Raw genomic sequence first — 21831 nt, forward strand, 5'->3', positions numbered from 1 at the left:
CCAAGAACGAACGTTCTGTCCCGAAAGCACAACGCATGCCGAACGACCCACGCCGCGCGACCAGCCACTCCCAAGAACGAACGTTCTGTCCAGAGGCTGCGGCGGCACGGTGCTCGGCGCACCCTCAAACACCCAAGAGAACGAACGTTCTGTCCGCTCGCCACGACACCCGCCGCCCACCGCGCGACCAACCACCCGCAAGAACGAACGTTCTTTCCACGGGAAAACCCCGAGCCCGGCGCGAATGCCGGAGCCCGGAAGTCCACCCCAACCACCGCCGACCAGGCCCGAGTCACGACCCCGGCACGAAGACGACCTTGCCCACGATCGGGGCGACGGCAGCCTCCGCATGAACCCCGGCCATCTCGGCCAGCGGCACCCGCCGGGTAGCGCCGAGCACCAGCGCACCCGCGTCGACCAGCTTCACCAACTCTGCGAGCTGGCCTGCGTCGGGACGGAAGTACAGATCGATGCCGCGTACGCCCCGGGCCTCATCGGACGGCGCGGGCATCCACACCGTGGTGTTGACCAGGACCCCACCGTCGCGGATCACGGTGACCAGCGCGGCCAGCTGCTCCGGCGCGACCGGGGCGAGGTTGAGCACCACGTCGACCGGCTCGGTCAGCTCCGGGATCCCGGTGTCGTGCACCTCGTCGGCACCGGCCACCCGTGCCTGTTCAGCGCTGCGCGCGCCGGTGCCGGCGATCACGTACGCCCCGGCATGTTTGGCCAGCTGCACCGCGTAACCGCCGACCACCCCGCCCGCGCCGTTGATCAGCACGCGCTGCCCGGCGGCCAGCTCCGCGTGGTCGAACAGCGCCTGCCACGCGGTCAGTCCGACGACGGGAAGCCCGGCGACGTCGGTCAGCGGGGCGCCGACCGGGGCCGCCGTCAGGATCCCAGCCGGGGCGACGACGAACTCGGCTGCCGCGCCGGTGCTGGTCAGCGGCAGGGCGCCGATCACCGGGTCGCCGACGGCGAACCGGTCGACTCCCGCGCCGAGCGCGTCGACGGTGCCCGCGATGTCGATGCCGGGGGTGTGCGGCAGGGCCACCGGGATCGGGCCCCGCATGAACCCGGCCCGGATGTTGCCCTCGACCGGGTTGTACGAGGTGGCGGCCACCCGGATCCGCACCTCACCGGCGCCGGGAGCGGGCTGCTCGACGTCCTCGTAGCGCAGGACGTCAGGGGTGCCGTACTGGTGGAAACGCACTGCCTTCATGGCGGGCCTCAGCTCTCGGAACTCTCAAGTGCTTCGTTTTCGAAGCACTCCTGAACCATAGCAAGCTTCGAATTCGAAGCAAGATGAGAGCAGTGTGACCCGGACTACACGGGCTCCCCTCGGCACCTATCGTGGGACGCATGCCAGCACCGATCCGCGTCGAGGCCGACGGCGAAGTGTTCGAGGTCGTCGCCGCGGGCCGCGACAATCCGGGCGCCTACCACTATCACTGGCTCTCCGGCCGCAACCCCGACTACGGCTTCACCGCGGCCCGCTCCGACCACCGGCCCCCGGCACTGGACGAGCACCGGCAGGCCATCCGGGACTTCCTCACCGGAATCGACCCGGAGACGGGTTACCTGGCGGACCAGGAGGACACCTGATCAGATCGGTGGCGCGGCTCGGCGATAGGCGCGCGGGGAGGCGCCGGTCACGCGTTTGAAGGCGTTGCTCAGGGCGCTCTCCGAGCCGTACCCGACGGACCTCGCGATGGTCGCCATGGTGTCCTCGCCGCGGCGCAGGTGGGCGGCGGCCAGTTCGATGCGCCAGCCGGTCAGATATTCCAGCGGGCCGCGGCCGACCACCTGCCGGAACCGGGCGGCCAGCAGGGAACGGGACACCGACGCCTCGCGGGCCAGGCCGGCGACGGTCCACGGATCGGCGGGGCGGGCGTGCATGACCCGCAGCGCGGTGCCCACCACCGGGTCGGACAGGCCGGCCAGCCAGCCCGTGCCGGCCGGCCGGTGATCCAGGTGCCGGCGCAGGATGTGGATCAGCATCACCATGGCGAGGTGTTCGGCGACCAGGCCGGAGCCGATGGCCGGCTGCCGGGTCTCGGCGTCGATCTGGTCGAGGGCCCAGCGCAGAGTGGCCGCCGCGCCGCTGTCGCCGGGGACGTGCACGACCGGGGGCAGTGCGTCGAGGAGGAGCTCGCGGGCCCGGTCGCCGAAGTCGAAACGGCCGCCGATCAGGTACGTGTCCGCACCGTCCCCGACCCGGGCCACGCCGTCGTGCGCGTCCGCGAAATACGGCCCGGCCGGTACGGGGGTGAGCCCGGGCGCGGATGCCAGCACGAACGGCCGTGGTTCGACGAGCAGGAAGCAGTCTCCGGGCCGGAGTGCGATCGGTTCGGCCCCGTCGACGGCGAGCCGGCAGTGGCCGTACCGCAGGGCGTTGAATTTGACCGTGTCGGGCGGCTCGAAGGACAGCGCCCAGTCTCCCCCGGCGACCAGCCCGGCGGACAGGCTGCTGGAGGCGCCGACGAGGGCGAGCACGTCTTCGAGCGGATCCAGCTGGACTCTCACGCAACTATCATGGATCACTGATCATAGGCAGTCCAGCAACGGCTTCCTACCGTGGAGAGCATGACAATCACCGCCACTGAAGTCCTGGCCGGCCTCGACCTGACCGGCCGCCGCATGATCGTCACCGGGGGCACCTCGGGGATCGGCCTGGCCACCGCCCGCGCTCTGGCCGGCGCCGGGGCCGAGGTCACCGTCACCGCCCGCCGGCCGCTGGAGATCCCGGGCCTGCGGGTGGCGACAGTGGATCTGACCGATCTGGCCTCGGTCCGCGCGTTCACCGACCGCTGGGACGGGCCGCTGCACGCCCTGGTCGCGAACGCCGGTGTGATGGCCGTCCCGGACCGCCGGCTCAGCCCGGCCGGCTGGGAGCTCCAGCTCGCCACCAACTTCCTCGGCCACTTCGCCCTGGCCACCGGCCTGCACCCGAGCCTGCGCGAGGCCGGTGACGCACGGATCGCCGTGGTCAGCTCCGGTGCCCAGCTGCGCGCGGGTGTCGACTTCGAGGACCTTCACTTCGAGCGCCGGCCGTACGATCCCTGGACCGCCTATGCCCAGTCGAAGTCCGCCGACGTGCTGCTGGCCGTGGAGATCGCGAAGCGGTGGGCACCGGACGGTGTGGTGGCCAACGCGTCCGACCCGGGCCGGATCCACACCAACCTGCAGCGGCACGTGGACGACGCGACCATGCGGGCCATGGGCGCCATGGACGAGGCCGGCAACCTGTTGCACCCGGACGGCTACAAGACCCCGGAGCAGGGCGCCGCACCGGCCACCATGCTGGCCGCCGCCCCGATCCCGGGTGGGGTGACCGGCCGCTACTTCGAGGAGGACCGGACCGAGGCGGCGGTGGTGCCCGGCGGCCCGCGGGCGGAGTCCGGGGTGGCCGGGTGGTCGATGGACCCGGAGGCCGCGGCCCGGCTGTGGGAGCTGGCCGGGCGGGCTCTCCGGACCGCCTGACCCGATCCGTGTCATCGGCAGCCCATGTCTACCGGAAAGCGGCGGGCGGTCGACCTCGGCGCCAGCCGGCGGGTGGGACCGCTGCGGACCTCCGAGACGGCGGCGCCCCTCAATCCCTGCGATCGGGGGCCGGGCGCCAGCCGAGGGCCGGGCCGAGGCCGGTGGCGATGTCGGTGAGGATCTGCACGTAGTCGTCGTGCCGGAAGCTGAACGGGAGCGCGAACGCCACCTCGTCGATCTCCCGGAACGCCGGGTCCGCGGACAGCCGCTCGGCGATCTGCCCGGACGTGCCGATCAGGTCGGGGGCGAACATCATCCGGCGCGGGCCGTGGGTGACGCCGGTCCGGGGCAGACGCTGGTCCACGTACGCCTGATAGCGCTCTTTCTGTTCGGGGGTGGCGTTGTCGGTCGGGATCACCACCAGGCCCTGCGAGACCCGGCCCTCGGGGTGCAGCTCGCGGAACGCCCGCACCTGCGACTGCTGGATCAGCGCGAAGTCCTCCGACTCCTCGGCCTGGATCACGTTGCTGGTCAGGAGGTTCATCCGGTGCTCGCCGGCCCAGCGCGCCGAGCGCAGGCTGCCACCGCCGTACCACATACGCTCGCGCAGCCCGGCGGCGTGCGGTTCGACCCGCTCGGAGAACACCTCGACGACACCCTGGGCGCCGCTGAGCTCGCTGGCCTTCTCGCCGGCCAGGAAGCCGAGCAGGCGCTCGACCCGGCCGTACCCGAAATCCTCGATCTCGGCGGTGCCGGGGTAGAGCGCGTCCTTGACGTACTCCCAGTTCATCGGTGGGCCGACGCTGATCCCGGGGTTCAGGCGGCCGCCGGAGAGCACGTCCACGGTGGCCAGATCCTCGGCCAGGCGCAGCGGGTTCTCCCAGCCGGTGGGGATGACCGCGGTGCCCAGCGCGATGCGGCTGGTGCGCTGGGTGGCGGCGGCGAGCACGGCCACCGGGGAGGAGATCCCGTACTGCAGGTGGCGGTGGCGCACCCAGGCGCTGTCGAACCCGAGCCGCTCGCCGAGCACGATGACGTCGAGGGTGTTGTCGTGGCCGGCACGCGGGTCGTCCCGCTCGAACTGGCCGATGGTCAGGAAGCCGAGTTTCCGTAGTGGTTCTCCAGGTTGCGGCACAACGATCATTCTGCGCCGGTACGGCCGGGACCGGCACCGTGATCCTCGCCGCTGCTCAGCTCAGCAGACCGCGACGGTATCCCTCGGCCACCGCCGACGCCCGGTCCCGGGCACCCAGCCGGTCGTAGACCCGCAGCAGGTACGCCTTGACGGTGGCCTCGCTGACGAACAGCTCCCGGGCCGCCTCCCGGTTGGTGCAGCCGCGGGCCACCAGCCGCAGCACCTCCAGCTCGCGCGGTTTGAGCACCGCCGCGGGTGCGGCCACGTGCCCGGCGAGCCGTCCGGCCGCGCTGCGCGCCAGCACCGTCTCGCCCCGGGCGACGGCCGCCACCGCCTCCCGCAGTTCGGCCCGGGACGCGTCCTTGAGCAGGTAGCCGTGCGCCCCGGCGGCCATCGCGGGCACCACGTCGGATTCGGTGTCGTACGTGCTGAGCACCAGTACCCGTACGCCCGGCATGGTCTCCCGGATCCGCTCGACCGCCGGCACCCCACCCATCCGGGGCATCCGCAGGTCCATCAGCACCACGTCGACATCGGTCGCGGCCAGCACCGCCAGGGCCTCCCGCCCGTCGGCGGCCTCGCCGACCACCGTGAACCCGTCGCCGCCGAGCAGTTGCCGCAGACCGTCCCGGAACATCGGGTGGTCGTCCACGATCAGCACCCGGATCATCGCGCCGGCACCGCCGCCCGCAGCGCGGTCCCGCCACCCGGCTCGCTCTCCACGTCCAGGGTGCCGCCCAGCTCCCGCAGCCGCCGCCGCATGCCGTCCAGGCCGAAGCCGCGGCCCCGGGCCGGCCCGCCCGGCTCGAAGCCGGATCCGTCGTCGCGCACGTCCAGCACCACCTCGTCGTCCAGGTAGGACAGGGTCACCCGGACCCGCCCGGCACCGGCGTGCTCGGCCACGTTGGCCAGCGCCGACTGGGCGATCCGGTACAGCGCCGACTCGGTCTCCGGCCCGGCCGCCCACGGCTCCGGATCGCTGTGGAACGACCCGTTCACGCCGGTCCGGTCCGACCATCCGGCGACCAGATGGTCCAGGGCCTCGGCGAGCCCGGTGTGCCGCAGCGGGCCGGGGCTCAGCGCCAGCACCGACCGGCGGGTCTCGGCCAGCCCGGACCGGGTGAGATCACGCGCCTGGGCGACCCGTCTCTCGGTCACCCCGTCGGCGACCGCCCCCTCCAGCAGCGCCACCGCCGCGCTCAGATCCTGGGCCACCGCATCGTGGATCTCCCGTGCCACGCGGGCCCGCTCGTCGCGCACCCCGGCCTCCCGGGCCCGCGCCACCAGGTCGTCGCGCAGCCGCAGGTTCTCGGCGAGCGCCCGGCGGCGTTCCTCGCTCTCCCGGCTCAGGAACCAGCCCGCGACGGCGAGCGGGGCCAGCAGGCTGATCGTCTCGGTGCCGGGCAGTGCCGGGCCGCGGGTCTGCGCCGAGGTGAGCAGCAGTGCGCCGGCCACCGACCAGACGAACGCCCAGCCCGCCGGGAACAGCACGAAGGCATGCAGGGCGACGATCCAGGACCCGAACATCGCGTACGGCGTGATCGTCACCGCCGCGGTGACCAGCCCGAGCAGCACCGGGTAGTAGACCAGCGCGGGCACCGGCCAGCGCCAGGCCGCCAGGGCCAGCCACAGCGCCGGCAGCACGGCCGGCACCGAGCCGGTGAGGCCGCGACGGCCAGGAAGACCGGCACGGCGGCGACGGCGGCGGGCCGTCCCGCCCAAGGCGGTGGCCAGACACGGGGCGTCATGCTCCGGCGGTTTTCCCGCCGCGCCGGGCCGTCAATCCGGTCAATGACCGATCGGCTATTTCCCCTGACCGGTGCACACCGTTCCGGCGCCGGCGATCCGGCGAAGTCTGGAGGCATGACTGTCTCCCGACTGCTCGCCGTCCTGATGGCCGCCTCCCTGACCGTGGTGGGATGCGACGACGACCGGGCGCCCACCGCGCCGACCGGCGCCGGCACCGTGCAGGGGGTCCGCGAGGACGGCCTCACCCGGTTCCGGGGAATCCCGTACGCCGCCCCGCCCACCGGCGACCTGCGCTGGCGTGCCCCGCAGCCGCCGGCCGCCTGGGACGGGATCCGGCCCGCCGAGGTGTCCGCTCCCGGCTGCGCGCAGGGCCCGGATCTGCCGGCCGCCCGCGAGGACTGCCTCTACCTGGACGTCACCGCGCCGGCCGGGGCGGAGAACCGCCCGGTGCTGGTGTGGCTGCACGGCGGCGGCCTCTCCGAGGGGGTCGGCGCCGACTACGACCCGGCCCGGATGGTCCGCCAGGGTGACGTGGTGGTGGTGACCGTCGAGTTCCGGCTCGGCATGTTCGGCTTCTTCGGCGCGCCCGGCCTGGACGGCTCCGGCACGTTCGGTCTCCAGGACCAGCAGGCGGCGCTGCGCTGGGTCGGCGACAACATCCGCGCCTTCGGCGGCGACCCCGGCAACGTCACCCTGATCGGCGAATCCGGCGGCGCCATCGGTACGTGCGCCCAGCTCACCGCCCCCGGAGCGGCCGGCCTGGTGCACCGGGCGATCATGCAGAGCGGCGACTGCGAGGCGGCCATGCCGAAGGACGCCATCCCGACCGGCAGTGAGGCGTACCGCTTCTTCCAGCCCCTGGCCACCACCGAGGCCGCCGGCACGGCCGCGATGACCGCACTGGGCTGCGCGGACGTGGCCTGTCTGCGGGCGAAGCCGGCCGAGGCGCTGCACGAGCAGTACCCGAACTTCGGGGCCGCCGCGTTCGGCACACCCACCCTGCCCCGGGACCCGGCCGAGGCGCTGCGCTCCGGTGACGTCGCCCGGGTGCCGGTGCTGGCCGGCGCGAACCGGCACGAGCAGCGGCTCACCGCCGGGCTGTTCGCGGTGGCCGGCTGGTGGATCTCGGCGGAGGAGTACCCGGGGCTGATCACCCGCACGTTCGGCGACCGGGCCCCGGCGATCCTGCGCGAGTATCCGGTGTCGGAGTTCGGCGGGGACGGCGCGATCGCCTGGGCGGACGTGTTCACCGACAGCATGGCCTGTGCGCCGGACCCGGCGAGCGCGATGTTCCCGAAGCTGGTGCCCACCTTCGAGTACGAGTTCGCCGACGAGGACGCCCAGCCCTTCACCGACCTGCCGGACGGTTTCCGGGCCGGCGCCTCACATGCCTCCGAGTTGCCGAACCTGTTCGACGTGGCCGGCCGGGAGCCGATCGGCTCGGACCGCTACACCGACGCGCAGCGCCGCCTCGCCGACCGGATGATCGGCTACTGGACGGCGTTCGCCCGCACCGGCGACCCGAACCACCGGGGCGCCGAGCCGTGGCCCCGCGCGGCGGCCGGCCGGGTGACCACGCTGCAACTGGCCCCGGACGACATCCGCCCGGTGGACGTCGCCCGAGTGCACCGCTGCGACTTCTGGCGGGCCCTCGGGTCGTGAGCGGGACGTCACGTGCGGAAAGGGTCTTGCGACCTCTTTTTCACAGGTGACGCTTGTATAAATTGGGCGCATGGAAACCACCCGGCTCACCGAAGTCACCGGCCGCCTGCTCGCCGAGGCCCGCACCGCACCCGGCGGGCGCAGCGCGCACACCCTGCACGGCGGGCCCGGCGGGCATCTGCGGCAGACCGTTCTCGCCCTGGCGGCCGGTCACGGACTCGCCGAGCACGACAACCCGGGCGAGGCGACGCTGCAGGTGCTGGCCGGGGAGGTCACCCTGCGGTCCGCCACCGAGAGCTGGACCGGCACCGCCGGCGACCACGTGACCATCACCCGGGAGCGGCACGAGCTGCTCGCCGCACGGGACTCCGCCGTCCTGCTCACCATCCTGCCCACCGGGCCCGGCGAGTTCCCGCCCGCCGGCTGACCGGTCCCGCCGACGGCGGGGCCGGGCGTCCTGGTCGGGGACCGATCCGGCCGGTCACCGGTGACGCGGTGCCGTCGTCCGGCCGGCCGATCCGGGTGTGGAGCACCACCCGGCTGGCCACCGACTCGGCGGTGGGCACCGGCCTGACGACCGGGCCGCACCACGACGACAGATTCCCGGACGTCGTACCCGCCTAGCCGGGCTTCCCGGTCAGGACGCGGCAGCGGTCCGGGGTCTCGAACGGGATCAACTCCCGGACGCCGACCGGTTTGCCGGCGCCCTCCATCAGGCCGCGCATGAAGCCCAGGTGCAGGGCGCAGATCGACCGGCCGTGGGTCTCGACCAGTTCGAGGAACGGGCAGTTGCGGATGCTGATGGTGCCGGGGCCGTCGACGGCCGGGGCGAAGCCGATCTCGTCGAGCGCCCCGGCCAGCCGGGTGGTGGCCTCGGCGGGTGCCGTCCCGGCCGGGAGCATTCCGCTGCGCAGGCCCCAGCGGTGCCCGACGCGCTGGGCGGCGGCGGCCGGATCGCCGGTGTCGGCCAGCCCGTCCAGCAGCATCTCGGCGAGCACCGGGTAATTGCGGGGCCCGGCCGGATCCATGCCGGGGCGGGCCTGGAACATCTGCGGGGGCCGTCCCGGCCGGGACGGTGCGGTGTGCACCTGCTCGACCCGGCCGGCCTCGACGAGCGAGTCGAGGTGGAACCGCACCGTGTTCGGGTGGATCTTCAGCCGCTGCGCGACGGCGGTGATGCTCATCGCCTCGCCGGCGCCCCGGAGCACCTCCAGGACGTCGGCCCTGCGGCCCGTACCGTCACCAGTCACGAGCGAAGTCTCGCACGGCCGCCCCGGCGCGACCGGTCACGAGGGCCGGGGTGCGGCGACCGGGCTGCGCCGGCCGGTGAAGTCGACCGCCCGTACGCCGAAGAAGACGTTGTCCTTGGACAGATCGACGGTGACCGTGGTGACGTCGCCGGCCGGGATGGTGTGCTGCCAGTCCGGTGCGGTGGTCTCCCGCCAGACCACCTCGTAGCCGGCCAGGTCCGGTTCGGTGCCGCGCTGCCAGCGCAGGGTGGTGTCGTTGGTCAGCCGGGTGGTGTCGATGACCACGCCCTTCGGGGTGCCGGGGGCCTGCGCGAGCGACCACAGCGCGGCGGCGTTGACCCGGGCCACCCGGGCGATGTACGCCCAGTCGCAGAACTCCGGCAGATCGCCGTACTGGACGCCGTTCTCCACCCGTACGTCCTGGTGTTCGTGGTCGAAGTTCTCCCTCGGCTCGGTGAACCGGGCCGCCGGGTAGCCGCGCAGCAGGAACGAGATGTGGTCGCTGCCGCGCAGGTAGCGGTCGCGGCGCCAGACCACCCGGACACTCATGCCGGCCGGTTCGTTCGCCTTGACGAACCGGCCCAGCTGCCGGGACGGGCCGTCGTTCTCGCCGCCGACGCTCCGGCGCACGTTGGCCTCGGCGGTGGTCTCCGCGGTGGGCACCCCCTCGACGAAGAGCCGCACGGTCCGCGGTTCGGGACGGGTGCCGTCGTGGCCGCTGCCGGTGCCGACGATGTCGTTGCTGAACATCGCCTGGATGTCGGTGCCCGCGTCCCGGTAGGCCTGCGCCATGTGGTCGGAGCCGTACAGGCCCTGCTCCTCACCGGCCACCGCGGCGAACACCAGTGTGGACTCCGGCTGCCGGGTGGCCAGCACCCGGGCCAGTTCCATGATCACGGCGACACCGGACGCGTCGTCGTCGGCGCCGGGAGCGTCCTTGACGGCGTCCATCACATCGGAGACCCGGGAGTCGTAGTGGCCGGTCACCACGTACACCCGCTGCGGTGTGGTCCGGCCGCGCAGGGTGGCGATCACGTTGGTGATCCGGGTCGGCGCCGGGACCCGTGGCGACACCGGCTGGATGAACGACTGCTGCTCGACGGTCATCCGCCCGGCACTGGCCGCGGCGTGCCGCTGCAGTTCGGCGAAGATCCAGTCCCGGGCCGCGCCGATGCCGCGGGCCGGGTCGTCCTGCGCCGACAGCGTGTGCCGGGTGCCGAAGGAGACCAGTTTGCGGACGATCGCCTCGATCCGGTCCGGGTCGATCTCCCGCAGGATCCGGTCCAGCTCACGGTCCGGCGGTGCGGCCGAGACCGGGGCGGAGGCGGCGACACCGGCGGCGGTGGCCGCTCCCGCCACCAGGAAGGTACGTCGCGTCGACATGCGCCCCACTCTTCCCCGAGAGGGCGCACATGTCCATGACTATCGATTGATCAGCGACGGCCCGAGCAACGCGACGGTCAGCGCGACCGCACCGAAGACGGCGACGACCATCAGGACGGCGGCTGCGGCGGTGGCTGCGATCCGGCCGGCGGCGGCGCGCAGGTCGATCCGGTCCGAGGAAGCCGTGGCGTGCTGGACCGCAACAGTGTCCGCATCGTCAAAAAAGATCACGCTGAGTACGGTACGACACCGCCAACCGGCCAGAAAATCTCAGCCGAAGTGACATTGAGCACCAAGAATGCGCCCCGTAACTATGGGGAAACATTACGTACAGTGACCACTTTGGGCACTTCAACCCGCGGTGGCCGGCCGGTCGCAGAGGGCAGGAAGACCGTGCCGGACCACCAGCACCGCCAGCGGCTTGACCACCGAGGCCGCGACCCCGCCGGTCAGCTGATCGCACACCGTGGCGACGACGTCGAGGACCGGCGAGTCGGCCGCCGCCAGGATCCGGGCCCGGTGCGGGCAGATCAACGCCCGCGCCTTCGGCAGCAGCCGCTCGAAGGCCGCCCGCCCCTGCCTGGTCAGGATCTCCTCGTCCACGATCGGGATCCGGGACAACTCCCGGCCGGTCACCGGGCGGCCGCTGCGGCGCGCCCGCTCCAGCAGCTCACGGATCGCGGCATCGGTGTTCTCCGCCCGGGCGATCTCGGCGTACAACTTCCGGTCCGGCAGTTTGAGAAGCCGTTTCAGCTCCGGGTCGAACCCGCCGTCCAGCGCCCGGGTGGCCAGCTGGGCCACTCCCCAGGCGGCGGCCTTGGCCAGCGCGAGTCCCACGGCGTTCAATGCTTGCGGCGGAATCATCACCACTCCGTTCCACTCTTTCGAAGTGGAGGCGGTGTCACCGCTCCTGATACACCCCGGCCGCCCCGTCGCGCCAGGCGGACCGCCACCGCTCGGTGCCGGTGGACGCCTCCTGCCAGGGCTGCGGCCGGGGGCGGGCGGGGCACACCTTCACCATCCGCTGCCGGGGAAATTCGCACGACAGCACCGAAGGCAAACATGAGACTTGACGGGTGATGCTCGCAACCGTCCTCCGGCAAGCCCGACCGCCGTCACCCCTGGCCGGCCGGCTCGCCCTCCAGTCACTGCTGTTCGCCCTCGGTGAGGGCGCCTTCATGACCGGGTCGGCGGTGTTCTTCACCCAGATCGTCGGGCTGTCCGCGGCCCAGGTCGGCCTCGGCCTGACCTGCGCCGGAGTGGCCGCGTTCCTGGCCGCGCTGCCGATGGGCAAACTGGTCGACCGGTTCGGGCCGAAACGGATGTGGGCGGTCAGCGCGGCCGGGCAGGCGGCCATGTTCGCGGTCTGGCCGTTCATCACCGACTTCTACGGCTACGTCGCGATGGCCGTGTGCATGGAGATCATCGGCGCGCTGGGGCAGGCCGCGCACGGGGCGTACACCATCGACGTCCTGCCGCCCGAGGAGCGGGTCAAGTCCCGGGCCTACATGTACTCCGCGCTCAACCTGGGATTCACCCTCGGCGCCCTGACCGGCGGCGTCGCCCTCGCCTTCCACTCCAACGACGTGCTGCACGCGCTGCCCTGGTTCACCACCGTCGTCTTCCTGGTCAACGCGGTCGCCGTCACCCGGCTGCCACGGGCCTCGCACGACAACCGCACCCCGGAGGAACGCAAGCGCAAGATCCCCGGGCCCGGCCCGCTGCGCAACCCCGGCTGGCTGCTCACCTCTTTCTTCGCCGGAGTGTTCTGGACCAACCAGGTGCTGCTCAACGTGGTGATCCCGCTGTGGCTGATCGAACAGACCGACGCCCCACGGGTGCTGCTGGCCTTCCTGTTCGGCACCAACACGGTGATGTGCATCTTCCTGCCGATGGCCGCCGCCCGCGGCGTGCACGACGTGCCCACCGCCCTGAAAGCGGTCCGGATCTCGTCCACCCTGTTCGTGATCTCCTGCCTGATCACCATGGCCACCCACGACACCGTCGGCTGGATCACCATCGCCCTGGTCTGGCTCGGGCACGTCACGGTCACCGGGGCCGAGTTGTACCTGTCGGCGGCCGGCTGGACCTTCGACGCCGAGTTGATGGACCCCCGGCAGCGGGGCGCCTACCAGGGCTCCGCCGAGTTCGCCGCCACCCTCGGCAAGGTGTGGGCGCCCGCCGTCTACACGTTCCTCGCGATGAACTGGGGCGCCGCCGGCTGGCTGATCATCGCCGGGATCATCGTGCTGGCCACCGTCGGCATCCACCCCGCCACCCGGATGGCCCGCCGGTTCCTCACCGAACGTGTGCCCTCCGAAACCGCGGGTACTGGCTCCACGTGACCACATCTGAGCGACCTCCCACCACCACCGACGCCGGTGCGCCCGTCGCCAGCGACGAGCGCTCCCTCACCGTCGGGCCCGACGGGCCACTGCTCCTCCAGGACCACTACCTGATCGAGCAGATGGCCAACTTCAACCGGGAACGCATCCCGGAACGCCAGCCACACGCCAAAGGCGGCGGCGCGTTCGGCACCTTCCAGGTGACCGCCGACGTCAGCGCCTGGACCAGGGCCGCCGTCTTCGCCCCCGGCGAGACGACCGAGGCCGTAGTCCGGTTCTCCACCGTCGCCGGCGAACGCGGCTCCCCCGACACCTGGCGCGACCCGCGCGGCTTCGCGGTCAAGCTCTACACCCGCGAGGGCAACCTGGACATCGTCGGCAACAACACCCCGGTCTTCTTCATCCGCGACCCGATGAAGTTCCAGCACTTCATCCGCTCCCAGAAGCGCCGCTCCGACAACAACCTGCGCGACCACGACATGCAGTGGGACTTCTGGACCCTGTCACCGGAATCCGCGCACCAGGTCACCTGGCTGATGGGCGACCGGGGCATCCCGCGCACCTGGCGGCACATGAACGGGTACGGCAGCCACACCTACATGTGGATCAACGCGGCCGGCGCGAAGTTCTGGGTCAAATACCACTTCAAGACCGATCAGGGCATCCAGCACCTCACCCAGGACGAAGCCGACCAGATGGCCTCCGCCGACACCGACTACCACCAGCGGGACCTGTTCGAACACATCCGCGACGGGAAGCACCCCAGCTGGACCCTGCACGTGCAGGTCATGCCGTTCGAGGAGGCCCGCAACTACCGGTTCAACCCGTTCGACCTGACCAAGGTGTGGCCGCACGGCGACTACCCGCTGCACGAGGTCGGCCGGCTCACCCTCGACCGCAACGTCACCGACTACCACACCGAGATGGAACAGCTGGCGTTCGAACCCAACAACACCGTCGCCGGCACCGGGCTCTCCCCGGACAAGATGCTGCTCGCCCGCGGATTCAGCTACTCCGACGCACACCGGGCCCGGCTCGGCGTCAACTACCGGCAGATCCCGGTCAACACCCCGAAAGTGCCGGTGCACAGCTACTCCAAGGACGGCGCCATGCGCGTCCAGAACGTCACCGATCCGGTGTACGCGCCCAACTCGTACGGTGGGCCCAAAGCCGACCCGTCCCTGACTGACGACGGCGGCACCTGGTACTCCGACGGTGACATGGTCCGCTCGGCGTACACCCCGCACGCCGAGGACGACGACTGGGGCCAGGCCGGCACCATGGTCCGCGAGGTCCTCGACGACGGCGCCCGCGCCCGCCTCGTCGACAACATCGTCGGCCACCTGCTCAACGGCGTCAGCGAACCCATCCTGCAACGCGCCTTCGACTACTGGCACCACGTCGACAAGGAACTCGGCGACAAGATCGTGGCCGGTGTGCGCGCCAAGCAGGGCGAGAAGGACCCGAAGGCCGCAGACCAGGGCAACCCGGCCCGGTCCAGCATGCAGCGGAAGGCCTGAGCCCGTTTCGGGGCTTCCTCTTGGCTCTACTTGGCGCTACTTGGCTGCTCTTGGCTCTACTTGGCTGCTCTTGGCGCTACTTGCTGCGGATCGCCTCGATCAGCTGGTCGAAGGTGCGCTCCAGGACGGCCCGCCGCTCGGCCTTGAACTCCGGTGAGGGCCCCAGCTCATCGATGCTGGGGTCCCACGCCGCCAGGTAGGTGGCCTTCCACCCCTCGACCGTCGCCACCTCGGGCAGCGAGACACCGACCCAGTCACGCCCGGCCAGCAGGGTGAGCAGCTCCAGATTGCAGGGGACGGCGGTACCCCAGTATTCGTCCGCCTCCAGCTCGACCGGATCACCGGCCATCGCCTCCTCGACCTCACTGACCAGCCGCCCGGTCACCTCCGCCAGATGATCGGCGGCCGTGTCGCTGTCGAAGTTCCCGCTCCCCCAGGTGCCCATCCCTCCACCCTATAGATCACCCACACCCCGCCCGATAGATCACTCACACCCCGCCCGTCATCAATAGCGGTAACCCGCCATCGCCACCCCCAGTCGCGGTCGCGGTCGCGGTCGCGGTCGCGGTCGCGGTCGCGGTCGCGGTCGCGGTCGCGGTCGCGGTCGCGGTCGCCAATAGCCTCCCCTCTCGACCGCCGACCCGGACACGGTCGCTCTCCTCGGCAAGAGCCTCAGCCCGATCTCTCACCAAATTAATCTTTCTCCTCGGCGACCTGCCCACCCACTGCCGATTCCCCCACGAATTCCCTTACCCGGCCGACCTTGGAGGATTTACCACCATTTCGAGCCTTCGTTTCGGGACCCCCCTTTGACCGCTGCCCGATTTGCCGCCAATGCCCAACACAAGTTCTCCGCCCTGGCAGATCTTGGTAGATTTACCACCGATTTCGGTGGAAAATCTACCAAGATCGCAAATTTGGGGTCGTCCACGTGGGGAATTGACCCGCATGAGGTTAGATGGCCGAGAAGAAGGCGCTTTTCAGTGGGCAAATTCTCCAAGATCGCAGCCAAAAAGTCTCCCCAGGCAAGGGTTGTTCGAAGAGGCAAGGAGTTACCTGAAGTGCGGCATGGACCCGCACGGAATCCCCACACAGTGGTCGTCCTTCAAACCGCGCGCGGACGGGAAATTGCGCGATAAACGTCCAGAAGCGGACCGACGTCAAGCAGCAAGGAACGGTTAGCCGACCAAGTTTGTCAGGCCGCGAGAGCCAGCCGCCCTTTTCCACTTCCACGAGAAAGAACGTTCGTTCCACTGCCATCCTCTCGCGAGAAAGAACGTTCGTTCTAACCATCGGACTACCAGCCTCCCGCGAGAAAGAACGTTCGTTCCCCCTGCCAGCCTCTCGCGAGAAAGAACGTTCGTTCCAGCTGCCGGTTTTCCGCAAGAAGGAACGTTCGTTCCAACCACCGGGCTGCTGGCTTTCCGCGAGAAAGAACGTTCGTTCCAGTTTCTGGTCGACACCCGGGTGTTGTCCACCGTGACGCCTTCGCCGGTGGCGGGGCCGTGCCACGATCTGTCGGTGAGTATCGATCGGTTCGCGCCGTGGGCGTGGGGGCTGGCCGGTCTCGGCAGTGCCGGGCTGGGTCTGTTCGTGGGTGGCAAGACGGCCGGCGAGTTCGAGCCGGAGTGGAACCTGGCCGTGTTCGCGGTCGTGGTGATCTCCGGTGGTGTGCTGATGATCGCCCGGGCCCGGCGACGGCCCCGCACGTCGAGGGCCGGCTGGGTCGCCGGTGTGGCCGGGCTGGTCGGCGGCATGGCGGCGCCGATGTGGCACACCTGCTGCGACGTGGTGTGGACGGTCGGGGTGGGGTTTCCGATGCCGTGGGCCGGCGGCTTCGGCGACACGCTGGGGCAAGCGTTCCGGGAGGCGTGGCAGGGTCAGTGGGATCCGGTCTCGGCGGTGCTGAACGCGGTCTTCTGGGCGCACGTGGGGATGATCGTCGCGGCGGTGAGCGGGCTCCGGATGCCCACCCGGCCGGCTGCTGTCACGTCCGGCGGAGGCTGATCGTCCTGGGGGTATGACCCTCGACAAGAAACGTGTCTGTGTCCTGCTGCTGGCGGTGCTGGCGACAGTCGTCGGCACTTGGGCGGCGGCCTTCCCCGTCTCGTTCCACCGGGATTTCCCCGCCCCGGGCTGGAACTGGGTGTCGCTGCTCGGCCCGTACAACGAGCATCTGGTCCGTGATGTCGGCGGCCTCTATCTGGCGCTGGCCGTGCTCAGTGTGCTGACTTTCCGTACCCCGACGGTCACCCTGCTGCGGGTGACCGGTGGCGCTTGGCTGATCTTCAACGTCGAGCATTGGATCTGGCACGTCCTGCATCTGGACGTCTTCTCCATCGGGCACGCGATCGGCAACATGGTGGGGCTCAGTGTCCCGCTGCTGCTGTCGGTCCTGCTGCTCGCACCAGATCAGAAGAGCGGGGCCGGCCGATGAGACGGGTCCTGGTGGTGGGGCTGGGTATCTCCGGGATGGCCGTGGCGGTGCGGCTGGCGGACGCCGGCTGGGAACCGGTGATCGTGGAACGTGACACCGCCCGGCGGACCGGCGGCTACTTCGCCGGGCTGTTCACCTCGGGCAAGGAGGCCGCGGAACGGCTGGGTGTGCTGGGCCGGATGCACCTGCGTACCCCGGACGCGCACCGCACCTGGGCGCTGGATCCGGCCGGTGGGCGCCGTCGTAGTGCCGGGTTCTCCGATCAGCCGGGGCATCCGGAGAGTGTGATGCGCGGCGACATCGAGGCGGCGCTCTGGGAGCGGGTGGACGGGCGGATCGAGGTGCGGTTCGGCACGACTCCGGAGACGGTCGCTGAGGACGGCCTGGTGACGTTGCACGACCGGGTGGCCGGGCGTTCGTACGAGGAACGTTTTGATCTGGTGGTGGGCGCCGACGGGCTGCGGTCGACCGTACGGCGGCTGGTGTTCGGTCCGCATCGGGTTTTTCTGCGGTCGATGAACGCGATCGTGTGCGCGTTCGAGCTCGACGGCCAGGTGCCCGGGTTCGAGGACGGCGAGCAGCTGATCCTGGCCGAGCCCGGACGGGCCCTGTGGATCTCCCCGTTCCGGGATCGGGCGCCGACCGGCCTGTTCGCGTTCCGCGCCCGGGACGTCGACGCGCAGTTCCGTGGTGATCCGCTGGACCTGCTGGCCGGGGACGCCGCGTGGTGTCTGACTCTCTACTCCGGGATGGGCGCGGGTGCCGGCATGATCGGGGCGGTCGCTCTGGGCGACGCGCTCACCGCACACCCGGAGGACCTTTCCCGAGCGCTTGCTGTGTACGAGCGGAGCATGCGCCCTCTGGTCCGCGGGCATCAGGCTCTGGCGTACCTGAAGGCGCAGTTCTTCGTCCCGTCGAACCGGGTGACCGCCCGGATCCGCGCCTGGCTGCTCGGCCGTCTCACCCGCCGGCTGCTCGCGGCAAGTCGCGTGGGGTAGGGCCGGCGGCGGAGTCTCGGAGATCTCGGCGAAGTGGATGCCGGAGCCGCGCAGCCCGGCCACCTGGAACCGGGTGAAGCCGACGATGTTCGCGAAGACGCCCCGGCCTTCCCGGACCGCGGCGACGATGGTGGCGAAGTTGTCGCCGGTGAGCATCCGCACCCGGCTTCCCTGCACTCGCGGACCGAGGCCAGACCGTGTGGTGATCTGCGGCTCGAATCGAGCCGCAGATCACCACGCGAGCCGAGGGCCCGACGCCGGGAAGGCGACATGGCACCGGAATGGCAGTGGGAGATAACCGCACAGACCAGACCACCGGGCTCCATCTGCGCGGCGAAGTGGACGTGGCCACCCTGCCCAGCGCCGAACTGGCCCTCGAACTCCTGCTCGACACCGCCGGCGGCGTCGTCGTCGACCTGCACGACCTCACCTTCCCCGACGTGCCGGGCGCCCGCGCGCTGGCCGCCACCGCGATCCGGCTCCGGTCCACCGGCCGCTGCATGCACCTGCACGGGACCCGGGCGCACATCCGCCGGACCTTGGACGTACTCGGCTGGGCCGAGCTGTTCGTCCTCTGAGCACCGGGCCGGTCAGTCACCCCGGACCGGGGCTAAGCCGATGAGCACCGGGCCGGTCAGTCACCCCGGACCGGGGCTAAGCCGATGAGCACCGGGCCGGTCAGTCGCCCCGGACCGGGGCTAAGCCGATGAGCACCGGGCCGGTCAGTCGCCCCGGACCGGGGCTAAGCCGATGAGCACCGGGCCGGTCAGTCACCTCGGACGGGGGCGATGCCGAGCAATGCGGCCAGTTCACCGGCGTGCCGGCGGCCGGCCACCCGGGCGTACGACCGGACGGCGGCCTCGTGGCCGGCGGCCGCCTCGTGGCCGGCACTCGTCCGCAGCGCCGCCAGGGCGGCCCGCCGCACCGCGCCCACCCACTCGACGGCCCGCTCCACCAGGAACGGGACGAACTCCGCGCGCGGCTTCGCGGCCATCGCGGTGACCGCCGCCTCCCGCACCCGCCCGTCCGGGTTCAGGCTGGCCAGCACCCAGCTCAGCGGGTGGTCGCCGACCTCGGGCAGACCGTGGATCTCCCGCCGCCGGGCGTGGAAGAGGAGCCCGTCCAGCAGCTCGGCCGATCCGCTGATCAGGGCGAGGAGCCCGTCGGCGGCCGTCTCGTCCAGATCCCGCGCCTCGTCGACGAGCCGCTGGTACCCGGCGATGTCGTGCCGGACCGGTGGGGGCGGCGGTGGTGTCCGGCTGTTGATCTCCTCGAAGAGCCGGGCCGACTCGATCTCCTGGTCGCGATTCCACTCGAAGATCCAGAAGGCTTGGCCGACCGCGAAGACGATCAGGCAGATCGCCGCCGTCCAGGGGTCCATGACGAGGTCGGCGACCACGCCGAGCGTCAGCACGCCGAGGCCCCACAGGATGATCCGCCCCAGCAGTTTGAGCATCATGACCGCGTACGATATCGAGATCGATCTTGGCTGCCATCCGGTTTGCCGGGGCCTTGCCCGCGCGGGAGATGATGGGCCGATGACGGGTGGGAAGATCGTCGGCGCCGCGGCTCTCACTGTCGCGCTGCTGTCCGCGTGCACCTCGGCGGCCGGCGAGCCGGAGACCCCGGAGCTGGAGTTCGTGGCCCCGGTGCCGGCCGCGACGCCGGCCGAGTCGTTCGGCGCCGGCAGCTACGTGGTGGGGCGGGACGTGGCTCTCGGGCGCTACTCGGCGGGGGACGCGGTCGCCTCCTGCCGGTGGATCCAGCGCGACGGCTCGGGCGCGGTCCTGGACCGGGACGGGGTGGACCGGCCGACCCAGGTGCTGACCCTGTCCGCCCCGGACACCGAGCTGGTCGTCGACGGCCCCGGCTGCACCTTCGCCCGCCTGCCCTGACCGCCTTCTTCCCCGGCCCGCGTCGTTCCCGCCGCACGGCAACGGGCCTCGTCCCGCACGGCAACGGCGCCCGGCTCATGCCGGGCGCCGTTCCTTTTTGTGGGGGGCGGGGAGTTCAGTTCGCGGTGGCCGGGGCCTCGGCCGGGGTCTCGGCCAGGTTGCGGGAGACCAGGAAGAGCGAGTAGCCGGTCAGGGCGACCACGATCGACAGGCCCATCACCATGAAGGCGATACCGAAGGAGACGACCGAGGTGAAGAGCGAGGCGCGGAGGAAGGAGCCGTTCATCACGGTGGTCCGGACCGGGTCCTCGCGGTCGAGCTCGGCGTAGGTCTTGCCACCGCTCGCCTCGAGGGCGTGCTTCTCGATGACCTGGGCTTCGGCGTACGCGGTGAGGGGTCCGTCGATCTTCTCGCCGGCGAACCACTCGGCGTCCTCGGAGACGGTGATCCGCTCGTCGGCGAGCTGGGACTGGACGGTGAACCAGGTGGTCGCTCCGGCGGCCAGCATGACCAGTCCGGCGAGCATCAGAAGGATCGAGATCAGGCGAATGGGCTTGGCCGCGGCGTTCATCATGGCTCCTCAAACAAGGGGGGTGGATCCGGCGACCGGCCTGTCCGAGCAGGTGAGAGGATGTCTCCCGGGCCTGGCGGCTGTTCGCTTCGCCAGTAATGTTTCCGTCCGCGGCGGTTCGGCGGCAGGGCCGAGAGGTACGGGTCCAAAGTCCTTTTCCCGAGCGTTCCGGTGGGCCCTCCGGCCCTGCCCGGCAGGACTCCGGGCCCCGTCTCCGGTGTGAGACGGGGCCCGGTGGACGGGTCAGGAGGGTCAGGTCAGCAGGGTGACCGAGTAGTTGAGCGTGGTGCCGCCGGCGGTGTAGGTCGCGGTCTGGCCGTTGGCGCAGTACGACACGAAGACGTTGCCGAGCACGTCCGCACCGGCCTGGGCGTGCACCAGCGGGCGCACGTCGACACCCTCGGCGAACGGGGTGGAGGCCAGGTCGACCAGGCGCCACTGGTTGATCGGGTAGTCGTCGGTCGGCGCGGAGAGCTGGCCGTCCCGGGTGGTGAGCTGGAAGTTCATCACGAAGCCGCCGTTGTTGACGACCGCGACCTTCTGCACGCACGGCTCGACGGCGGCGGACGCGGGGGTGGCTCCGGACAGCACGGCGGTGCCGGCGAGGGCCGTGGCGGAGGCGATGGCTGCCACTCTCTTGACGATCACGCTTGTCTCCTTCACTTCATCGGGAATCGGTCGACGCAGGCAATATCCCCATCGACCCCGGACAAACTGTCGCCATGTTTCGCCATATTAAATATCGAACCGTCGGCAACCCTGTGGAATCGCTCCCAAAGGGCTTTATGAACGTCTACACAGCCAGGCGGTTCCGCGGGCCGGAAATCAAACCTGAACAATCATTAATGTCGATACGTGACTACTTTTCACGATCGGGGGTGCCGGCCGCCGAACCACCCGGAGAGCTGACACCGGTTTCGGAACCGCCCGGACGGGCAACTCATCTCCGGCGAGGCATCAGAATTTCGACCGATCGGAGTGACCGTTCATGGGAATCCTCAAGCTGGCCGCCGGTGTCGCCGTGGGCTACGTGCTGGGCAGCCGGGCGGGCCGCGAGAAGTACGAGAGCATCGCCGCCTCGGCCCGGAAGGCGGCCGGCCACCCGCGGGTGGTGGAGGCGCAGGAGAAGGCGAAGGCCCTGATCGGCACCGGTACGGACAAGGTGAACGCCAAGCTGCACGCGACCGCCGAGTCGGCCCGGCCCACCCCGGACCCGGCGCCGCCGGTGAAGTCGACGCCCACCCCGGCGTCCTCGGTGAAGCCCGCGCCGACCCCGGCGCCGTCCTCGAAGCCCACGCCCACCCCCCGGCCGGAGGTGACCGAGCCGCTCACCCCGGTGACCACGCCCCGGCCGCCGCTGTGACATCAGGCTGAACGAATGAGGGGTGGGGGGGGGGGGGGGG

At 71.1% G+C, this 21831-nt stretch carries 27 protein-coding genes; 13 read left to right on the forward strand and 14 right to left on the reverse strand.

The window, feature by feature from the left end; translation table 11 throughout:
- Positions 1–292: 292 nt before the first annotated feature.
- Positions 293–1222, reverse strand: a complete 930-nt coding sequence (locus tag ACQ0O7_RS43210) for an NADP-dependent oxidoreductase (RefSeq protein WP_430791733.1) — start codon at positions 1220–1222, stop codon at positions 293–295.
- Positions 1223–1362: 140 nt separating this feature from the next.
- Between ACQ0O7_RS43210 and ACQ0O7_RS43215 the strand changes: the two genes are divergently transcribed.
- The gene (locus ACQ0O7_RS43215; protein WP_430791734.1) at positions 1363–1605 is read left to right on the forward strand and encodes a hypothetical protein; all 243 of its coding nucleotides are present in this window, start codon (positions 1363–1365) and stop codon (positions 1603–1605) included.
- Here the strand turns inward: ACQ0O7_RS43215 and ACQ0O7_RS43220 are convergent, their stop codons facing one another.
- A complete protein-coding gene (locus ACQ0O7_RS43220) occupies positions 1606–2514 on the reverse strand; it encodes an AraC family transcriptional regulator (protein WP_430791766.1) in 909 nt (302 codons plus the stop codon). It lies immediately after the preceding gene.
- Positions 2515–2586: 72 nt separating this feature from the next.
- Here ACQ0O7_RS43220 and ACQ0O7_RS43225 point away from each other — a divergent pair, with 72 nt between their 5' ends.
- Positions 2587–3483, forward strand: coding sequence for an SDR family NAD(P)-dependent oxidoreductase (locus ACQ0O7_RS43225; RefSeq protein WP_430791735.1), 897 nt, complete (start codon positions 2587–2589; stop codon positions 3481–3483).
- A gap of 109 nt (positions 3484–3592) precedes the next feature.
- On the opposite strand, the gene ACQ0O7_RS43230 is transcribed toward ACQ0O7_RS43225, so the two are convergent.
- Genes ACQ0O7_RS43230 through ACQ0O7_RS43240 form a run of 3 tightly spaced genes read right to left on the reverse strand, consistent with a single transcriptional unit; the run spans position 3593 to position 6262 of the window.
- Positions 3593–4618 (reverse strand): LLM class flavin-dependent oxidoreductase, encoded by a 1026-nt coding sequence (locus ACQ0O7_RS43230; RefSeq protein ID WP_430791736.1) that lies wholly within the window; start codon positions 4616–4618, stop codon positions 3593–3595.
- A gap of 55 nt (positions 4619–4673) precedes the next feature.
- Positions 4674–5288 carry a response regulator gene (locus ACQ0O7_RS43235; RefSeq protein ID WP_430791737.1) on the reverse strand — a complete coding sequence of 205 codons (615 nt, stop codon included), beginning with the start codon at positions 5286–5288 and terminating at the stop codon, positions 4674–4676.
- A complete protein-coding gene (locus tag ACQ0O7_RS43240) occupies positions 5285–6262 on the reverse strand; it encodes a sensor histidine kinase (protein ID WP_430791738.1) in 978 nt (325 codons plus the stop codon). The genes ACQ0O7_RS43235 and ACQ0O7_RS43240 overlap by 4 nt, the downstream gene beginning before the upstream one ends.
- A gap of 219 nt (positions 6263–6481) precedes the next feature.
- Between ACQ0O7_RS43240 and ACQ0O7_RS43245 the strand changes: the two genes are divergently transcribed.
- The 3 genes from ACQ0O7_RS43245 (at position 6482) to ACQ0O7_RS43255 (ending at position 8653) form a co-directional block, all read left to right on the forward strand.
- Complete coding sequence (locus ACQ0O7_RS43245; RefSeq protein WP_430791739.1) at positions 6482–8029, forward strand: carboxylesterase/lipase family protein; 1548 nt, start codon at positions 6482–6484, stop codon at positions 8027–8029.
- A 70-nt stretch (positions 8030–8099) separates the two neighbouring features.
- Positions 8100–8456, forward strand: coding sequence for a cupin domain-containing protein (locus ACQ0O7_RS43250; protein WP_430791740.1), 357 nt, complete (start codon positions 8100–8102; stop codon positions 8454–8456).
- 68 nt (positions 8457–8524) lie between these two features.
- Positions 8525–8653, forward strand: a complete 129-nt coding sequence (locus tag ACQ0O7_RS43255; protein WP_430791741.1) for a hypothetical protein — start codon at positions 8525–8527, stop codon at positions 8651–8653.
- Here the strand turns inward: ACQ0O7_RS43255 and ACQ0O7_RS43260 are convergent.
- From ACQ0O7_RS43260 to ACQ0O7_RS43280, 5 genes are all read right to left on the reverse strand, one after another.
- Entirely contained in the window at positions 8650–9279 is a 630-nt protein-coding gene (locus ACQ0O7_RS43260) for a helix-turn-helix transcriptional regulator (RefSeq protein WP_430791742.1), read from the reverse strand. The two genes, ACQ0O7_RS43255 and ACQ0O7_RS43260, sit on opposite strands and share 4 nt — an antisense overlap.
- Positions 9280–9315: 36 nt before the next feature.
- On the reverse strand, positions 9316–10662 hold the full coding sequence (locus ACQ0O7_RS43265; RefSeq protein WP_430791743.1) for a M20/M25/M40 family metallo-hydrolase: 1347 nt from the start codon (positions 10660–10662) through the stop codon (positions 9316–9318).
- Positions 10663–10701: 39 nt separating this feature from the next.
- Positions 10702–10893, reverse strand: coding sequence for a hypothetical protein (locus ACQ0O7_RS43270; RefSeq protein ID WP_430791744.1), 192 nt, complete (start codon positions 10891–10893; stop codon positions 10702–10704).
- Between the two features lie 120 nt (positions 10894–11013).
- Positions 11014–11499 carry a hypothetical protein gene (locus ACQ0O7_RS43275; protein ID WP_430791745.1) on the reverse strand — a complete coding sequence of 162 codons (486 nt, stop codon included), beginning with the start codon at positions 11497–11499 and terminating at the stop codon, positions 11014–11016.
- A 64-nt stretch (positions 11500–11563) separates the two neighbouring features.
- Positions 11564–11713, reverse strand: a complete 150-nt coding sequence (locus tag ACQ0O7_RS43280; RefSeq protein WP_430791746.1) for a hypothetical protein — start codon at positions 11711–11713, stop codon at positions 11564–11566.
- Positions 11714–11741: 28 nt separating this feature from the next.
- Between ACQ0O7_RS43280 and ACQ0O7_RS43285 the strand changes: the two genes are divergently transcribed.
- Both ACQ0O7_RS43285 and ACQ0O7_RS43290 read left to right on the forward strand, forming a co-directional pair.
- The gene (locus ACQ0O7_RS43285; protein ID WP_430791767.1) at positions 11742–13007 is read left to right on the forward strand and encodes an MFS transporter; all 1266 of its coding nucleotides are present in this window, start codon (positions 11742–11744) and stop codon (positions 13005–13007) included.
- Positions 13004–14527: a catalase gene (locus tag ACQ0O7_RS43290; RefSeq protein WP_430791747.1), complete on the forward strand. Its 1524-nt coding sequence runs from the start codon at positions 13004–13006 to the stop codon at positions 14525–14527. Before ACQ0O7_RS43285 ends, ACQ0O7_RS43290 begins: the two co-directional genes overlap by 4 nt.
- Before the next feature lie 76 nt (positions 14528–14603).
- On the opposite strand, the gene ACQ0O7_RS43295 is transcribed toward ACQ0O7_RS43290, so the two are convergent.
- The gene (locus ACQ0O7_RS43295) at positions 14604–14972 is read right to left on the reverse strand and encodes a DUF4259 domain-containing protein (RefSeq protein ID WP_430791748.1); all 369 of its coding nucleotides are present in this window, start codon (positions 14970–14972) and stop codon (positions 14604–14606) included.
- A gap of 1076 nt (positions 14973–16048) precedes the next feature.
- Between ACQ0O7_RS43295 and ACQ0O7_RS43300 the strand changes: the two genes are divergently transcribed.
- From ACQ0O7_RS43300 to ACQ0O7_RS43315, 4 genes are all read left to right on the forward strand, one after another.
- Complete coding sequence (locus ACQ0O7_RS43300) at positions 16049–16534, forward strand: hypothetical protein (protein ID WP_430791749.1); 486 nt, start codon at positions 16049–16051, stop codon at positions 16532–16534.
- Between the two features lie 13 nt (positions 16535–16547).
- On the forward strand, positions 16548–16964 hold the full coding sequence (locus ACQ0O7_RS43305; protein ID WP_430791750.1) for a hypothetical protein: 417 nt from the start codon (positions 16548–16550) through the stop codon (positions 16962–16964).
- Positions 16961–17962 (forward strand): FAD-dependent oxidoreductase, encoded by a 1002-nt coding sequence (locus ACQ0O7_RS43310; RefSeq protein WP_430791751.1) that lies wholly within the window; start codon positions 16961–16963, stop codon positions 17960–17962. The genes ACQ0O7_RS43305 and ACQ0O7_RS43310 overlap by 4 nt, the downstream gene beginning before the upstream one ends.
- 287 nt (positions 17963–18249) lie before the next feature.
- The gene (locus ACQ0O7_RS43315; protein ID WP_430791752.1) at positions 18250–18540 is read left to right on the forward strand and encodes an STAS domain-containing protein; all 291 of its coding nucleotides are present in this window, start codon (positions 18250–18252) and stop codon (positions 18538–18540) included.
- A gap of 188 nt (positions 18541–18728) precedes the next feature.
- Here the strand turns inward: ACQ0O7_RS43315 and ACQ0O7_RS43320 are convergent, their stop codons facing one another.
- Entirely contained in the window at positions 18729–19421 is a 693-nt protein-coding gene (locus ACQ0O7_RS43320) for a hypothetical protein (protein ID WP_430791753.1), read from the reverse strand.
- Between the two features lie 79 nt (positions 19422–19500).
- Here ACQ0O7_RS43320 and ACQ0O7_RS43325 point away from each other — a divergent pair, with 79 nt between their 5' ends.
- Positions 19501–19857, forward strand: a complete 357-nt coding sequence (locus ACQ0O7_RS43325) for a hypothetical protein (RefSeq protein WP_430791754.1) — start codon at positions 19501–19503, stop codon at positions 19855–19857.
- Positions 19858–19972: 115 nt separating this feature from the next.
- On the opposite strand, the gene ACQ0O7_RS43330 is transcribed toward ACQ0O7_RS43325, so the two are convergent.
- Together ACQ0O7_RS43330 and ACQ0O7_RS43335 are read right to left on the reverse strand one after the other, a co-directional pair.
- Positions 19973–20428 carry an aromatic ring-opening dioxygenase LigA gene (locus ACQ0O7_RS43330; RefSeq protein ID WP_430791755.1) on the reverse strand — a complete coding sequence of 152 codons (456 nt, stop codon included), beginning with the start codon at positions 20426–20428 and terminating at the stop codon, positions 19973–19975.
- Between the two features lie 252 nt (positions 20429–20680).
- Positions 20681–21076, reverse strand: coding sequence for a hypothetical protein (locus tag ACQ0O7_RS43335; protein ID WP_430791756.1), 396 nt, complete (start codon positions 21074–21076; stop codon positions 20681–20683).
- A 340-nt stretch (positions 21077–21416) separates the two neighbouring features.
- On the opposite strand from ACQ0O7_RS43335, the gene ACQ0O7_RS43340 reads away from it, so the two are divergent.
- Positions 21417–21791, forward strand: coding sequence for a hypothetical protein (locus ACQ0O7_RS43340; protein WP_430791757.1), 375 nt, complete (start codon positions 21417–21419; stop codon positions 21789–21791).
- Positions 21792–21831: the final 40 nt, after the last annotated feature.

It is taken from the genome of Actinoplanes sp. G11-F43, assembly GCF_050589265.1.
Classification (GTDB): domain Bacteria; phylum Actinomycetota; class Actinomycetes; order Mycobacteriales; family Micromonosporaceae; genus Actinoplanes.

Bases quoted from the DNA above. Each gene is read 5' to 3' on its own strand.
- ACQ0O7_RS43210 (WP_430791733.1), bottom strand. From the start codon at position 1,222: ATGAAGGCAGTGCGTTTCCACCAGTACGGCACCCCTGACGTCCTGCGC.
- ACQ0O7_RS43285 (WP_430791767.1), top strand. From the start codon at position 11,742: ATGCTCGCAACCGTCCTCCGGCAAGCCCGACCGCCGTCACCCCTGGCC.
- ACQ0O7_RS43310 (WP_430791751.1), top strand. From the start codon at position 16,961: ATGAGACGGGTCCTGGTGGTGGGGCTGGGTATCTCCGGGATGGCCGTG.
- ACQ0O7_RS43250 (WP_430791740.1), top strand. From the start codon at position 8,100: ATGGAAACCACCCGGCTCACCGAAGTCACCGGCCGCCTGCTCGCCGAG.
- ACQ0O7_RS43265 (WP_430791743.1), bottom strand. From the start codon at position 10,662: ATGTCGACGCGACGTACCTTCCTGGTGGCGGGAGCGGCCACCGCCGCC.
- ACQ0O7_RS43330 (WP_430791755.1), bottom strand. From the start codon at position 20,428: ATGAACGCCGCGGCCAAGCCCATTCGCCTGATCTCGATCCTTCTGATG.
- ACQ0O7_RS43215 (WP_430791734.1), top strand. From the start codon at position 1,363: ATGCCAGCACCGATCCGCGTCGAGGCCGACGGCGAAGTGTTCGAGGTC.
- ACQ0O7_RS43320 (WP_430791753.1), bottom strand. From the start codon at position 19,421: ATGATGCTCAAACTGCTGGGGCGGATCATCCTGTGGGGCCTCGGCGTG.
- ACQ0O7_RS43235 (WP_430791737.1), bottom strand. From the start codon at position 5,288: ATGATCCGGGTGCTGATCGTGGACGACCACCCGATGTTCCGGGACGGT.
- ACQ0O7_RS43325 (WP_430791754.1), top strand. From the start codon at position 19,501: ATGACGGGTGGGAAGATCGTCGGCGCCGCGGCTCTCACTGTCGCGCTG.
- ACQ0O7_RS43305 (WP_430791750.1), top strand. From the start codon at position 16,548: ATGACCCTCGACAAGAAACGTGTCTGTGTCCTGCTGCTGGCGGTGCTG.
- ACQ0O7_RS43340 (WP_430791757.1), top strand. From the start codon at position 21,417: ATGGGAATCCTCAAGCTGGCCGCCGGTGTCGCCGTGGGCTACGTGCTG.
- ACQ0O7_RS43225 (WP_430791735.1), top strand. From the start codon at position 2,587: ATGACAATCACCGCCACTGAAGTCCTGGCCGGCCTCGACCTGACCGGC.
- ACQ0O7_RS43245 (WP_430791739.1), top strand. From the start codon at position 6,482: ATGACTGTCTCCCGACTGCTCGCCGTCCTGATGGCCGCCTCCCTGACC.
- ACQ0O7_RS43295 (WP_430791748.1), bottom strand. From the start codon at position 14,972: ATGGGCACCTGGGGGAGCGGGAACTTCGACAGCGACACGGCCGCCGAT.